Source organism: Pseudomonas sp. PS02302 (assembly GCF_029959585.1).
Lineage (GTDB): Bacteria > Pseudomonadota > Gammaproteobacteria > Pseudomonadales > Pseudomonadaceae > Chryseomonas > Chryseomonas aestiva.
The window spans coordinates 24,911-38,293 of the sequence record NZ_JASCON010000050.1; the positions used below are offsets into that span (position 1 = coordinate 24,911).

A 13,383-nucleotide genomic window follows, 5' to 3' on the forward strand; every position below is an offset into this window, starting at 1 on the left:
CTTGTTCAAAGGCTCGCGAGCTAGAGCCAGACAAGGCCTGGGCGGCCCCGCGAAAAGACCTGAGGAAGCGGATCGGACTCGCGCGCGAGTTTACGATTGGTAAATGAGCATTCCGACCGGGCTGGCGGCCCAGGGTCTTTTCAACGCAGTTTGGCCGACGCGCAGCAGACTTTGGACAAGCTTTCAGCGGTGCAGCACGTACTGACCGGTAAAGCGCACCCCATCCTCACCGCTCTCGGTGACGATGCGCGACTGCAGGGTGATGCGCGCGCGACCGCGGCGGCGGAAGGTGGTCTCGAAGCGTTCCCAGGCGCGGGCTTCGGGCGGTTCGCCATAGGCCAGGGCGTCGGCGGTGATGGGCCGCGGATAGCTGATCTGGCCTTCCTGGATGAGGATATGGCCTTCTTCGATACCGGCTTCGCGCAGGCGCAGGTACAGCCAGCCCCAGCCGGCCAGCACGGCCACGCAATAGAGACTGCCGCCGAACATGGTGCTGGCGTGGTTGATGTTGGCATCCAGCGGAGCATGCAGCTGCAGGCGCTGCTCGCTCCAGTCGCGGACTTCCAGGCCCAGGGCCTTGGTGATGGGAATATCGTGGTGCAACAGGGATTCGAGGTGACGGCAGTCGCGGCTCATGCCGGGGTCCTTACAGACAGAATTTCACTATCAGGAGCAGACGCAAGCCATGACCCATGGGTCACGTCCTGGCGCCATTGTGCACCAAGGAAGGTCGCTCCGGGGAAATCGCCGCCGGCAGGCGGAAGCGGATACGGGCGCCGCCCAGACTCGACTCGTCGATGGTCAGGCTGCTGCGATAGCCTTCGAGAATGTCCTGGACCACCGCCAGGCCGATGCCCTGCCCCGGGTGCCGGCTGTCCATGCGCATGCCACGGCGCAACACGCTTTCGCGCCGTTCGGCAGGGATGCCCGGGCCGTCGTCCTCGATGTCGAGCACCCAGTGCTCGGTATGGCGGCGGGCGCTGACCCGCACCTGGGTCAGGCAGAGCCGATAGGCGTTTTCCAGGACATTGCCGAACACCTCCAGCATGGCGGCTTCCTCGGCCTGCACCCGCAGATTCGGCGGCAGGTCCATTTCGGCCTCGACGCGTTTCTCGGCATAGACCTTGTCCAGGGTGCTGAACAGGGATTCCAGCAGCGGCGCCAGCTCCAGCGGCCGGCTGAGCACCGCGCCGCCCTGGCGGGTGGCCCGCTGCAACTGGTACATCACCTGCTGGTTCATGCGCTCGATCTGGGTCTGCAGGGTGCCGACCTCCTGATCCAGCTGCGGCCGCCGGCGCAACTCTTCGGTCACCCCCTGCAACACCGCCAAGGGGGTCTTCAGGCTGTGGGCCAGATCGCCCAGGGTGTCGCGGTAGCGCTCGCGTTGCAGCCGTTCGTGGTCGAGCAGGCGGTTGAGCGAGCGGATCAGGCGGCTGATCTCGCTGGGCACGTTCTTTTCGTCGAGCAGCTCGCGCTGGTCGGTTTCCACCGCGTCCAGCTGCTGGCTGAGGCGGCGCAGCGGTCTCAGGCTCCATTGCATGACCAGGGCCAGCAATACCAGCAGCGCACCGAGCACCCCGACCAGCCAGAGAATGACCTGATGCACGAAGGTCGCGCGCAGCCGTTCGTATTCCTCGGCCGGCTGCATGGTGACCACGCTGAAGCCGGCCACCGGCGGATTGCCCAGCAGTACCTCGCGATCGAAGACGAAGAAACCCTGGCCCTGGTCGTCGGTAGCCTTGACCAGCTTGACCCCGCCCCCGTCGAAGGTCGGCCGGTAGTTGGGCCGCTCCTTGATCGCCGAGCGCGAGCGCCAGAGCAGGCGACCGTTCTGGTCGTAGACGTAGCCGAGGATCGGCGAACCGGGTCGGTCGAAGACCTCTTCGGCGATCATCTCCGGCATCGCCAGGCGCCCGTCGATGGCCCGCGCCGCGCCGATCAGTGTGTTGGCGTTGGCCTCCAGCCGCGCGGCGACGAAGTTTTCCACGGTACGGTCGAAGGCATTGCGGATCGCCGGCACGATCAGCGCCAGGCAGACGATCACCAGCAGCGCCGCGCTGAGCAGCAGCCGCACGCGAAAGGAACGGATCACTGGCAGCGCTCGGTGAACAGGTAGCCGCGGCCCCGGACCGTTTCGATGGGTTGCATCTGGCAGCTGGCCTCCAGCTTGCGCCGCAGGCGGCCGACCAGCACCTCGATGACGTTGCTGTCGTGCTCGCCGTCATCGTCGTAGAGCTGCTCCATGAGCCGCTCCTTGGTGATCACCTGCTGGTGATTGCGCATCAGGTATTCCAGCAGCCGGTATTCGTAGGCGGTCAGCTGCAGCGGCTGTTCTTCGTTGAAGGCCTGCTGGCGGCCCAGATCCAGCTTCAGCGAGCCGGCGCGGATGCTCGGCTGGACGAAACCCGCCGAGCGGCGCAGCAGCACATTGAGGCGCGCCTCCAGCTCTTCGAACTGGAAGGGCTTGACCACGTAGTCGTCCGCCCCGGCACCGAGGCCCTCGACCTTGTCCTGCCAGCTACCGCGGGCCGTGAGGATGAGGATCGGCAGGGTGGCACCCTGGTTGCGCAGCTGACGGATCAGATCGAGGCCACTCATGCCGGGCAGGCCCAGGTCGATGATGGCGAGATCGTGATGGAATTCGCGGGCGCTGTAGAGCGCTTCTTCCGCATCGGCCACGGCATTGACGACATGACCGGCTTCACCCAGACGCACCTTGAGGTGGTGGCGCAGCAGGTTTTCGTCTTCGACGACGAGGATCTTCATGCAGACTCCTGAACAGCTAACGAGGCTCTCTGTGGCTGCGACCGCACGTAGCTCCCGCTGCGCGCAGCAACGCTCTGGTACCGATTATGGCGGCTTTGGCGGGCTGACGGCGAGCGCGGGTAAGGCATGGATGGGGTCACTCACTTTATTCCAGGCAAAAAAAACCTCTCCAGTTGGAGAGGTAAGGAGCACTTCATGGGGATCGGAAACTGCCGTTGGGGGACGGCTCCGTCGCGAGACGGCTACAGGGGACCAGAGCTGACTTGGTGACCCTGCAGTGGAGTTACAAGGATGAACATCGCCAGGTCGGGTCGAAGTGTCCGGACGATCTGCCGTAGCGGGAGCTGCGCTAGGGTGAACATGTCCGGGCGACCTCGGCGTTGCTGATCTGACAGTTGCAGATTAGGCCAACGGCCCTGAACGCTGCCTGAACTCGTCCTGAACGCAAGCTGAACGGCCGCGAAGTGGCCCGATAGCGACGGATGGCAGCGGTTGCCGATCCGTCGCCTGGCAGAGGTTCAGGGCAGCTTGCCCAGGCAGCCGCCCAGGGTGTCGGCCACGGTCTGCAGGAGCTGGGCATAGCCTTGAGCACCGACCGGGATGCCTGCGCCGAGGGGATCGAGTTCCACCAGGGTCACCGGCAGACCGCTGCTCAGGGTGGTGGCGATCTTTGGCTGCAGCGGCGGCTCGGTGAAGACGCAGGTCGGGCCGGCGGCCTTGAGTTCTTCGCGCATGGCGGCCACGTGGCGCGCGCCGGGCTGGACGTCGGCGCTCAGGGCGAAGACGCCGCGATGGCTCAGGCCATAGGCTTCCTCGAAATAGTCGAACGCCTCGTGGAAGACGAAATAGGGCTTGCCGGCCAGCGGCGCCAGCTGGGTGCGCAGGCTCTGGTCCTTGGCGGCCAGTGCGCTTTCGAAGGTCTTGAGGTTGGCCGCGTAGCGTTGCGCGTTGGCCGGATCGGCCTGGCTCAGGTCGGCGGCCAGCCGGGTGGCGATCACCCGGGCATTGGCCGGGCTCAGCCAGAGATGGGCATCCAGGCTGCCCGGACGATGGTCGTGGTCGTGGGCGTATTCCGGTTCGCCGCCCTGTTCATCACCGTGCCCATGCTCGTGCTCGTGCTCATCGCCGTGATCGTCAGCATGGGCGCCCGCATGCTCTGCGCCGAAGCGGCGCAGGTGCAGGCCGGGCAACGCCTGGATGGCCAGGCTGGGACCCTGGCGCTCCTTGAGCACCGCCGGCAGGAAGGTCTCCAGATCCGGGCCGATCCAGTAGACCAGGTTGGCCTCGCGCACCTGGCGCAGGTCCGAGGGCCGCAGGGCGTAATGGTGCGGCGAGGCGCCCGGTGGCAGCAGCACGGCCGGCTGGCCGGCGCCGTCCTGGATGGCCGCGGCGATCAGTTGCAGGGGGTTGATGCTGGTCAGCACCTTCACCTCGGCCTGGGCGGGCAGCAGGGTGCAGGCGAGCAGCAGGGAGGCGACGAGGGGTAGGAGGCGCGGCACGTGAAAATCCCGATTCTTAAAAGAGGTGCAATATAATAACGTCCTGGCTCCCAAGGTACTGTTTCATGTCCGACGCCCCCCTGGCCTTCCGGCCCCACGATCATTCGCGCTGCGTCGCCCACGCGCTGGCCGAGGCCGACACACTCTGCAGCCGTGCCGGCGTGCGCCTCACCGACCTGCGCAAGCGGGTGCTGGAGCTGGTCTGGCAAAGCCACAAGCCGCTTGGCGCCTACGACATCCTGGCCGTGCTCAGCGAGCAGGACGGCCGCCGCGCCGCGCCGCCCACCGTCTACCGGGCACTGGATTTCCTGGTCGAGAACGGCCTGGTGCACCGCATCGCCTCGCTCAATGCCTTCGTCGGCTGCAACCATCCCGGCGAGGCCCACCAGGGCCAGTTCCTGATCTGCCGCAGCTGCCAGGTGAGCATCGAGCTGGAACAGCCGGCGGTGCACCAGGCCATCCTCGACGGCGCCAGCGCCGTGGGCTTCCAGGTGGAAGGCCAGACCGTGGAAGTGGTCGGTCAGTGCGCCGCCTGCCGGAAGCAGGCATGAGCGAGGCGCTGATCCGGCTGCAGGATGTCGGCGTGACCTTTGCCGGGCAGGCGGTGCTCGACCAGGTCAGCCTGACCCTGGACCCCGGCCGCATCGTCACCCTCATCGGCCCCAACGGCGCCGGCAAGACCACCCTGGTGCGCAGCGTGCTCGGCCTGCTCACGCCCGATCGCGGCAGCGTCTGGCGCCGCCCGCGGCTGCGCATCGGCTACATGCCGCAGAAGCTGCAGGTGGATGCCACCCTGCCGCTGTCGGTGCTGCGTTTCCTGCGCCTGGTGCCGGGTGTGAATCGCACCAGCGCCCTGGCCGCCCTGGGTGAAGTGGGCGCCGAGGGCGTCATCGACAGTCCCCTGCAGAGCATTTCCGGCGGCGAGCTGCAGCGGGTGCTGCTGGCCCGCGCGCTGCTCCGCCAGCCCGAGCTGCTGGTGCTCGACGAGCCCGTGCAGGGCGTCGACATCAACGGCCAGAGCGAGCTGTACCGGCTGATCGGCCAGTTGCGCGAGCGCCATGGCTGCGGCGTGCTGATGGTTTCCCACGACCTGCACCTGGTCATGGGCGCCACCGACCAGGTGATCTGCCTGAATCGCCACATCTGCTGCTCCGGCCATCCCGAGCAGGTCAGCGGCGATCCGGCCTATCAGGCGCTGTTCGGCCAGAGCGCGCGCAACCTCGCCGTCTATCACCATCACCACGATCACGCCCACGACCTGCATGGCAGCGTGGTCAAGACCCCGCATGTCCATGGAGCCCATTGCAAGCATGGCTGATTTTCTGCTGTATGCCCTGCTCGCCGGTCTCGCCCTCGCCCTCGTCGCCGGCCCCCTCGGCTCCTTCGTGGTCTGGCGGCGCATGGCCTATTTTGGCGACACCCTGTCCCACGCCGCCCTACTCGGGGTCGCCGTGGGCTTTCTGCTGGATGTCAGCCCGACCCTGACCGTCACCGTCGGCTGCCTGGCGCTGGCCGTGGTGCTGGTGGTGCTGCAGCGTCGTCGCGGCCTGGCCGCCGACACCCTGCTCGGCATCCTCGCCCACAGCACCCTGTCGCTGGGCCTGGTGGCGCTGTCGTTCATGCACGAGGTGCGCATCGACCTGATGAGCTACCTGTTCGGCGATCTGCTGGCGGTGGGGCCCGGCGATCTGCGCTGGATCCTCGGCGGCAGCGCCGTGGTGCTGGTGGCCCTGGCCTGCCTGTGGCGTCCGCTGCTGGCCATCACCGTGCACGAGGAACTGGCCCAGGTCGAAGGCCTGCCGGTAACCTGGATCCGCCTGGCACTGATGCTGCTGGTGGCCATCGTCATCGCCGTGGCCATGAAGATCGTCGGGGTGCTGCTGATCACTTCGCTGCTGATCATTCCCGCCGCCACCGCCCAGCGTCACGCCCGCAGCCCCGAGCAGATGGCCTGTGGCGCCAGCCTGCTGGGCATGGCCGCGGTGTGCCTGGGTCTGACCCTGTCCTGGTACCAGGACACCCCGGCCGGGCCCTCGGTGGTGGTGGCCGCCGCCGGGATGTTTCTGCTGGGCTACCTCTTGCCCCGCCGCGCCTAGAGACCACTCAAAGTCTGCTACGCGTCGGCCAGCCGGCGTTGAAAATGGCTTCGGAATGCTCATTTAGCACCACTAAAGTCCGCTTCCTCAGCCATTTTCGCCTTGCCTGGCTCTAGCTCGCGAAGCTTTGAACGGTCTCCTAGGGCGCTCGCCAGACCGCCTGACTGACATCCACCGCCCGGGGAATCAGCCCCTGGGCCTTGAAGATGTCGGCGGTCTGCTGCTGGGTGGCGATGATCTCCGGCGTCAGTGCCGTCGCGCCGTAACCGGTACGCGCCTGCCAGGTGGCGATCACCGTTTCCGGCAGCCCGATCTGGGCAGCCAGGATGCGCGTCACCTCGGGCTTGTGGGCATTGGCCCGGGCGCCCGCCCTGGCCAGTTCCGCCAGCAATAGCCGGATCGCCGCGGGATGGGCGTCGGCGAAACGGCGGGAACCCTCATAGAAGCTGTTGGCGTGCAGCAGCCCCTGGTAGTCGGCGAGCACGCGCACCGGCTGGCTCTGCTGGATGGCCGCGAGATAAGGGTCCCAGACCACCCAGGCGTCCACCGAGCCGTTGACGAAGGCAGCGCGGGCATCGGCTGGCGGCAGGTAGACCGGCTGGATGTCCTTGAAGCTCAGCCCGGCCTTTTCCAGGGCGGCGACCAGCAGGAAGTTGGCGCTCGAGCCCTTCTGCACCGCCACCTTCCTGCCCTTGAGGCCGGCGACGTCGTGGATCGGCGAGGCGGTCGGCACCAGGATGGCCTCCACCGCCTCGCTGGCCGGTTCGGCGCCCAGGTAGACCAGGTCGATCCCGGCCGCCTGGGCGAAGATCGGCGGCGGTGACCCGGTGTAGCCGACGTCGATGCTGCCGGCGTTGAGGGCCTCCAGCAACTGGGGACCGGCCTGGAATTCGCGCCAGCTCACCCGATAGCCCTGGGCGCCCAGGGCCTGTTCCAGGGTGCCCTGGGCCTTGAGCACGGCCAGCAGACCGCCGCCCTTCTGATAGCCGATGCGCAGGGCCTGGTCGGCGGCCTGCGCCGGCGCGAGGACGGCGAGCGCCAGCAACAGCGTGCTGCAGCCTCCCAGGAGTCGACGAAACGAGCAACGAACCATGGCAGCCTTCCTTATATTCCATTTGGAAAGGTCAGCCTGGCTTATCTAGACCGGAATGTTTAATACATTTCGCTGCTAAGGCTATGCCCGGGCCAGGCAGGGAGAGCAGGCCAAGGTCCGATTGACGCTGACACCAGGATCGCGCCACCCTGCGCTAGCGGCGGCCACCGGGGCCGTCGACCCTAACGGAGCCTGCCATGCCTTTTCTGATCGAGACCTTCGACAAGCCGGACAGCCTGGCCCTGCGCCAGCAGCATCGCCCGGCCCACCTGGATTTCCTGCGCGAGAACGCCGCTGCCCTGCTGGCCTGCGGCGCCAAGCTCAGTGACGATGGCGAGACCGCCACCGGCAGCGTCTACATCGTCGATGTGGAAACCCGCGCCGAGGCGGAAGCCTTCATCGCCCGCGATCCCTTCACCAGCGCCGGTCTGCCGGGCGAGGTGCGCATCACCCGCTGGCGCAAGGCGATCCTGGACGGCAAGGCGTTCGTCTGAAGTTCGAGGCGGCGACCTGAGGGTTGCCGCGCTAACGCCATCAAGCTTAAGAACACCTTAAAACTGGCACAATGCCACCTGAATTAACGCTGTTCGCTGACGTTGCAAGTTCACACTTTCAAGAATCCCTTCACAGAAAAGTGATGCAGCGCAAGAAAAGCCGGACTTTTCCCGCCCTTACCGCAAGGAAGCTAACGAACTAGCCTAAGCTCACCAGGCTCAGATGATCTGATGCGCCGACATCCTTTCCCACTCCCGTGGAAACGCTGTCTCGCTTAGCTAGTACAGAGGACTCAGCATGACCAAGACCACGCCTGAAAAGGATCTGCGCATCGAGACGATTCGCGGACTGGCGCTGTTTCTGATGGTGGCGGGCCATGTCATCGGCAGTTCGTCGACCCTGGGCATGAAGGTGCCCGACGAATCGGTGCTGCGCTATCTCTACGATTCCCTCGTCTATGTCCGGATGCCGCTGTTCACCGCCATTTCCGGCTATGTCTATGCGCTGCGCCCGGTGAATACCGGCAGCGACCTGTCGCGCTTCTACCAGGGCAAGTTCAAACGCATCGGTATTCCCCTGCTGGTGGTGTCGACACTGTTCTTCGCCTTGCAGATGGCCGTGCCCAACACCAACTACAAGCCGCAGCTGACCGACATCTTCAGCATCTACTTCTTCAGCTACGCGCATTTCTGGTTCCTGCAATCGATCTTCTGCATCTTCGTGGTGATCGCCCTGCTGGAAAAGGCCGGCCTGCTGCTGACCCTGCGCAACTTCGGCCTGGTGTTCGCCGTGGCCCTGGCGGCATCCTTCGCCTGGGAGAGCTTCCCGGACCTGTTCAGCCTCTACAAGGCGGTGCAGTTGTTCCCCTTCTTCCTCCTGGGCCTGGGTCTCTACCGCTTCGGCGCGCAGCTCATCACCCAACGCAATGTGGTGACCATGGCCGTGGCCCTGGTGATCCTGGTGGCCATGGACCAGGCCTATCTGTTCGAACTGGTCGATCTCGACGAGACCGACATGGCCATCATCGGTACCGCTCTCGGTCTGGCCGCCATCAGCCTGCTGATCGCCCGCCGCTTCTACTTCAAGCCGCTGGCCTGGCTGGGTTACTTCTCCTTCGAGATCTACCTGTTCCACGTCTTCGGCACCGCCGGTGCGCGCATCGTGCTGAACAAGCTGCAGGTGCACGACATCTGGGTGCTCTTCACCGTCAGCATGGTCATGGGCCTGTTCCTGCCGGTGGCGCTCAAGCTGGTGCTGGAACGGATCAGTCCGCTGCACTTCCTCAGCGTCGCCTTCTTTGGCGCCAAGACGCGGGTCAATCGCACCACGCCGCCGCTGCAGAAGAAAGCCGCCGCCTAACGCCGCAGGCCACAAAAAAACCTACGCCTTGGCGTGGGTTTTTTTATGGCCCGATCCATCACTCGACGCTGAGCACCACACGTCCCCGGGTGGGGCACTGCTCCATGCAGCGATGGGCCTCGACGAACTGCTCGAAAGGAAACACCTGCTTGATCTGCGCCTTGAGCAGGCGATCGCGGGTCAGCTGATCGATGTGCTGCAGGGCCTCGCGCACCGCGGCGCAATCGGCTTCCAGGCCCATCTCCGGCTGGCCGGTGAAGTCCTGCACGCAGTGGATGTAGAGCTTGAATTTCTTCTTGAAGGCCGCGCAGGCTGGCAGGGGGGTCTGGTTGCCACCGTTGAGGCCGTAGAGCAGCAGCCGGCCGCGGGGCGCCATGGCCTCGCCGAGCAGCGCCAGTTGCGGACCGCCCAGGGCATCCAGGGCGACGTGCACGCCGACGCCGTCGGTGATGCTGGCGATGCGGCTGACCAGATCCTCTTCCTCGGCGGCGATGACCCTTTCCGCCCCCAGCTCCCGCAGGTAGTCACGGTCGCCGGCGTCGTGGGTACTGGCGATGACCCGGGCACCCAGGGCCTTGGCCAGCTGGATGGAGGCCGGGCCGCAGCAGCGACTGGCATCGGTGATCAGCACCCATTCGCCCGGTTGCAGCCGGGCCTGGTGCATCAGCGCGGTATAGACGGTGAGCAGCGGGTTGTAGTGCACCGCGGCTTCCACCGGGCTGAGCACGTCCGGGTAGCGCACCAGGGAGGTGGCCGGATAGACCAGGTCGTCGCCATAGGCCGGGTAGCGATTGATGTCGTGCCCCAGGAAACTGGCCACGCGATCGCCCACCGCCAGGTCGGCCACGCCCTCGCCCAGGGCGGTGACCACCCCGGCCAGCTCGCAGCCGAGACCGGCCGGCGGCACGGCCTGCTCGGGCGCCAGATTCTGCCGCCAGAGCACGTCGTACCAGCTCACGCCGATGGCTTGGACCCGCACCAGCACCTCGCCGGGACCCGCCACGGGCGTGGGTCGGTCGATGCAGGCGAGCACCTCCGGCGGGCCGAATTCGGTGAACTGGATCAGGCGGGACATGGCATTACCTCGCGTTGATGCCAACCCCGGGACGTTTGCCGAGGCGGACTGCTATGACTAGGACTCTAACCAGCCTTCCCTTAGGATTCTATGCATCCCCATCGATAATGGACATCGGGGGTATCGATCCACTCCCTACCGGGGCCTGAATGAACCGTACCGATCTGCGTCGCGTCGACCTCAACCTGCTCATCGTGTTCGAGACCCTGATGCTCGAGCGCAGCGTCACCCGTGCCGCGGAAAAGCTGTTTCTCGGCCAGCCGGCGATCAGCGCGGCCCTGGCGCGGCTGCGCACCCTGTTCGACGATCCGCTGTTCGTCCGCACCGGACGCAGCATGGAACCCACCCCGCGGGCCCAGGAGATCGCCGCCCTGCTGTCGCCGGCGCTGGACCAGATCTCCAGCGCGGTGAGCCGCACCCAGAGTTTCGAGCCGGCCAGCGCCGACCGGGTGTTTCGCGTCGGACTGTCCGACGACGTCGAATTCGCCCTGCTGCCGCCGCTGCTCAGGCGCATCCGCATCGAGGCACCTGGCACCACCCTGGTGGTGCGGCGGATGAATTACCTGACCGCCGCCGGCATGCTGGCCTCCGGCGAGATCACCGTGGCGGTGGGCTATACCGAGGAATTGCCGGCCAATGCCAAGCGCCGGCCGGTGCGCCGCTTCGGCTTCAAGGTGCTGCGCGCCGACAGCAAGCCCGGGCGCCTGACCCTGGACGAATACTGCGCCCGCCCCCATGCCCTGGTGTCCTATGCTGGGGATCTCACCGGCTATATCGACGAGTTGCTCGACAAGCTCGGTCGCCAGCGCCGGGTGGTGCTGGCGGTGCCCCAGTTCAACGGCCTGGGTTCGCTGCTGGCGGAAACCGATCTGCTGGTGATGGTGCCGGACTACACCGCGCGCCTGCTGGCCAGCACCGGTGGCCTGAGGTACGAAGACCCGCCAGAAGAACTGCGCGACGGCAGCCATGAATTGCCCATGGCCTGGAGCGGCGCCCAGGATCACGACCCCGGCGAACGCTGGCTGAGGTCGCGCATCCAGATGTTTATTGGCGATCCGGACAGTCTCTAGCGCCCGCCAGTGTCGTGCCTCTGGCCGCCGCGATGCGTCCGACGATCAGGGATAGCGCCTCCCTCGGCACCGTCCGCACCTTTGGCGCCGGGAACGCCGCCAGGCCCGGCGGCACCGCCCTGTCCCCCGCTACCACCCTTGCCCGGTAGCGCGCCGCTACCGCCTGCGCCACCTGCACCGCCGGCTCCCCCGTTGCCGGCCAGGAACAGGTATTTAGAATGAGCAAGCGCGGGCGTCGGCAAGACCGGCTGGGCGGCCGTTGCCGCACTGGCCAGTAGCGCAGTGATCAATACCAGGGCGTGGCTAGATAGCAACATCGTCATCCTCCTGCAGCGGGATCTCGGCCGGAGCCTGGAGACCATCGCGGCGCGCATGGGCAAGGACAGGGTCTGCAGCCCTGCCACTCTAGCCCAAGGCGAACGCCGAGCTGAAGCGCTCTAGGCTGCAGCTCTACACTGAGCGCCATCACCGGCAGCGATACCTACGGCAAAACCATCACCGTCATCGATAAATAAGTTCGAGCCCTTCGATTCGTCGTCGCCCTTGCGCGGCGGCAGACTCGCCTCCCTGAACTCTTTCCACCTCGGGCGGACTCGAACATGGATCTCTTCGCGAAAACCCTCGGCCCCCTGGCCCTGACCTCTACGCTGCTGCTTGCCGCCTGCGGCGATTCCCATCCCCAGGCCAGCGCCGCGCCGCCCGCGCCCAAGGTAAGCGCCGCCGAGGTGCTGCGCCAGCCGGTGGTGGAGTGGGACGAGGTGACCGGCCGCCTGGAAGCGCCCGAATCCGTGGTGGTCCGTCCGCGCGTCTCCGGCTACGTCGACCGCGTGCTCTTCCACGAGGGTGCCCGGGTCAAGCGTGGCGACTTGCTGCTGCAGATCGATCCGCGCCCCTTCCAGGCCGAGGTCAAGCGCCTGGAAGCCGAGCTGCAGCAGGCCCGCGCCAGCGCCAGTCGCACCGCCGACGAAGCCGCCCGCGGCGAACGCCTGCGCAGCAGCAACGCCATCTCCGCGGAAATCGTCGAGGCCCGCCGCAGCGCCGCCCAGGAAGCCAAGGCCAGCGTCGCCGCTGCCCAGGCACAACTGGATGCCGCGCGCCTGAATCTGGGCTTCACCGAGGTCCGCGCCGCCATCGACGGGCGCGTCGGCCGCGCCGAGGTGACCGCCGGCAACCTGGTCAACGCCGGCGACACCCGCCTCACCACCCTGGTCTCCACCGATAAGGTCTATGCCTATTTCGACGCCGACGAGCGCGTCTTCCTCAAGCAGCAGGCCCTGGCCCGCCAGGGTCAGCGCGGCGCGGCCAGCCCGGTCTACATGGCGCTGTCCAACGAGGACGACTTCTCCCATGAAGGCCACATGGACTTCATGGACAACCAGCTCGATCCGCGCACCGGCACCATCCATGGTCGCGCCGTGTTCGACAACGCCGACGGTCGCTTCACCCCGGGGCTCTATGCACGGCTGCGCCTGGTGGGCAGCGGCACCTACGAGGGCACCCTGATCCAGGACGCCGCCGTCGGCACCGACCTGGGCAAGAAATTCGTGTTGGTGGTGGATGGCCAGAGCAAGACGGCCTATCGCACCGTCGACCTGGGTCCGCGCCTGGAAGGCCTGCGCATCGTGCGCAAGGGGCTGGAAGCCGGCGATCGCATCGTGGTCAACGGCCTGCAGCGGGTGCGCCCGGGCATGACCGTCGACGCCCAGTCGGTGCCCATGGCCGATGCCACCACCCTGGCTGCTCTCAAGCGCCAGCGCGACGCGGTCCTCGCCAGCCTGCCGGCGCCTACCCAGCCGCTCAAGGTGGGTAGTCGCTAGACCCCAGGCTCCACCCCGTCCCGTTTCAGACTTTCTCCCGTCCAGGCATCGCGGTATCGCGGTCATGGACCGCTCCTACAGGCAAGGACGCCACCGTAGGAGCGGTCCATGAC

13 protein-coding genes are annotated in these 13,383 nt (G+C 66.6%); 7 read left to right on the forward strand and 6 right to left on the reverse strand.

The window, feature by feature from the left end:
- Positions 1-183: 183 nt before the first annotated feature.
- From QMX82_RS16725 to znuA, 4 genes are all read right to left on the reverse strand, one after another.
- Positions 184-636 carry a thioesterase domain-containing protein gene (locus QMX82_RS16725; RefSeq protein WP_017642321.1) on the reverse strand — a complete coding sequence of 151 codons (453 nt, stop codon included), beginning with the start codon at positions 634-636 and terminating at the stop codon, positions 184-186.
- A gap of 61 nt (positions 637-697) precedes the next feature.
- The gene (locus tag QMX82_RS16730; RefSeq protein WP_208693519.1) at positions 698-2,092 is read right to left on the reverse strand and encodes an ATP-binding protein; all 1,395 of its coding nucleotides are present in this window, start codon (positions 2,090-2,092) and stop codon (positions 698-700) included.
- Positions 2,089-2,766 carry a response regulator transcription factor gene (locus QMX82_RS16735; RefSeq protein ID WP_007159882.1) on the reverse strand — a complete coding sequence of 226 codons (678 nt, stop codon included), beginning with the start codon at positions 2,764-2,766 and terminating at the stop codon, positions 2,089-2,091. Before QMX82_RS16735 ends, QMX82_RS16730 begins: the two co-directional genes overlap by 4 nt.
- Before the next feature lie 518 nt (positions 2,767-3,284).
- Positions 3,285-4,265, reverse strand: a complete 981-nt coding sequence (gene znuA / locus QMX82_RS16740) for a zinc ABC transporter substrate-binding protein ZnuA (RefSeq protein WP_282285649.1) — start codon at positions 4,263-4,265, stop codon at positions 3,285-3,287.
- A 65-nt stretch (positions 4,266-4,330) separates the two neighbouring features.
- Here znuA and QMX82_RS16745 point away from each other — a divergent pair, with 65 nt between their 5' ends.
- From QMX82_RS16745 to znuB, 3 genes are read left to right on the forward strand one after another with little or no spacing between them, the layout of a single operon-like run.
- Positions 4,331-4,816 carry a Fur family transcriptional regulator gene (locus tag QMX82_RS16745; RefSeq protein WP_133860004.1) on the forward strand — a complete coding sequence of 162 codons (486 nt, stop codon included), beginning with the start codon at positions 4,331-4,333 and terminating at the stop codon, positions 4,814-4,816.
- Positions 4,813-5,583, forward strand: coding sequence for a zinc ABC transporter ATP-binding protein ZnuC (gene znuC, locus QMX82_RS16750; protein WP_208693517.1), 771 nt, complete (start codon positions 4,813-4,815; stop codon positions 5,581-5,583). Before QMX82_RS16745 ends, znuC begins: the two co-directional genes overlap by 4 nt.
- Complete coding sequence (gene znuB, locus QMX82_RS16755) at positions 5,576-6,361, forward strand: zinc ABC transporter permease subunit ZnuB (RefSeq protein WP_282285653.1); 786 nt, start codon at positions 5,576-5,578, stop codon at positions 6,359-6,361. Before znuC ends, znuB begins: the two co-directional genes overlap by 8 nt.
- 139 nt (positions 6,362-6,500) lie before the next feature.
- Here znuB and QMX82_RS16760 read toward each other — a convergent pair whose 3' ends face one another.
- Positions 6,501-7,454 (reverse strand): aliphatic sulfonate ABC transporter substrate-binding protein, encoded by a 954-nt coding sequence (locus tag QMX82_RS16760; RefSeq protein ID WP_282285655.1) that lies wholly within the window; start codon positions 7,452-7,454, stop codon positions 6,501-6,503.
- 197 nt (positions 7,455-7,651) lie between these two features.
- Here QMX82_RS16760 and QMX82_RS16765 point away from each other — a divergent pair, with 197 nt between their 5' ends.
- Both QMX82_RS16765 and QMX82_RS16770 read left to right on the forward strand, forming a co-directional pair.
- Positions 7,652-7,948, forward strand: a complete 297-nt coding sequence (locus tag QMX82_RS16765) for a YciI family protein (RefSeq protein WP_027600646.1) — start codon at positions 7,652-7,654, stop codon at positions 7,946-7,948.
- A 298-nt stretch (positions 7,949-8,246) separates the two neighbouring features.
- A complete protein-coding gene (locus tag QMX82_RS16770) occupies positions 8,247-9,308 on the forward strand; it encodes an acyltransferase family protein (RefSeq protein ID WP_208693514.1) in 1,062 nt (353 codons plus the stop codon).
- A 58-nt stretch (positions 9,309-9,366) separates the two neighbouring features.
- Here the strand turns inward: QMX82_RS16770 and QMX82_RS16775 are convergent, their stop codons facing one another.
- The gene (locus QMX82_RS16775) at positions 9,367-10,383 is read right to left on the reverse strand and encodes a zinc-dependent alcohol dehydrogenase family protein (RefSeq protein ID WP_282285664.1); all 1,017 of its coding nucleotides are present in this window, start codon (positions 10,381-10,383) and stop codon (positions 9,367-9,369) included.
- Between the two features lie 149 nt (positions 10,384-10,532).
- On the opposite strand from QMX82_RS16775, the gene QMX82_RS16780 reads away from it, so the two are divergent.
- Together QMX82_RS16780 and QMX82_RS16785 are read left to right on the forward strand one after the other, a co-directional pair.
- The gene (locus QMX82_RS16780; protein WP_027597405.1) at positions 10,533-11,453 is read left to right on the forward strand and encodes a LysR family transcriptional regulator; all 921 of its coding nucleotides are present in this window, start codon (positions 10,533-10,535) and stop codon (positions 11,451-11,453) included.
- Positions 11,454-12,052: 599 nt separating this feature from the next.
- Positions 12,053-13,270, forward strand: a complete 1,218-nt coding sequence (locus QMX82_RS16785; RefSeq protein WP_282285667.1) for an efflux RND transporter periplasmic adaptor subunit — start codon at positions 12,053-12,055, stop codon at positions 13,268-13,270.
- The last annotated feature ends 113 nt before the right edge of the window (positions 13,271-13,383 follow it).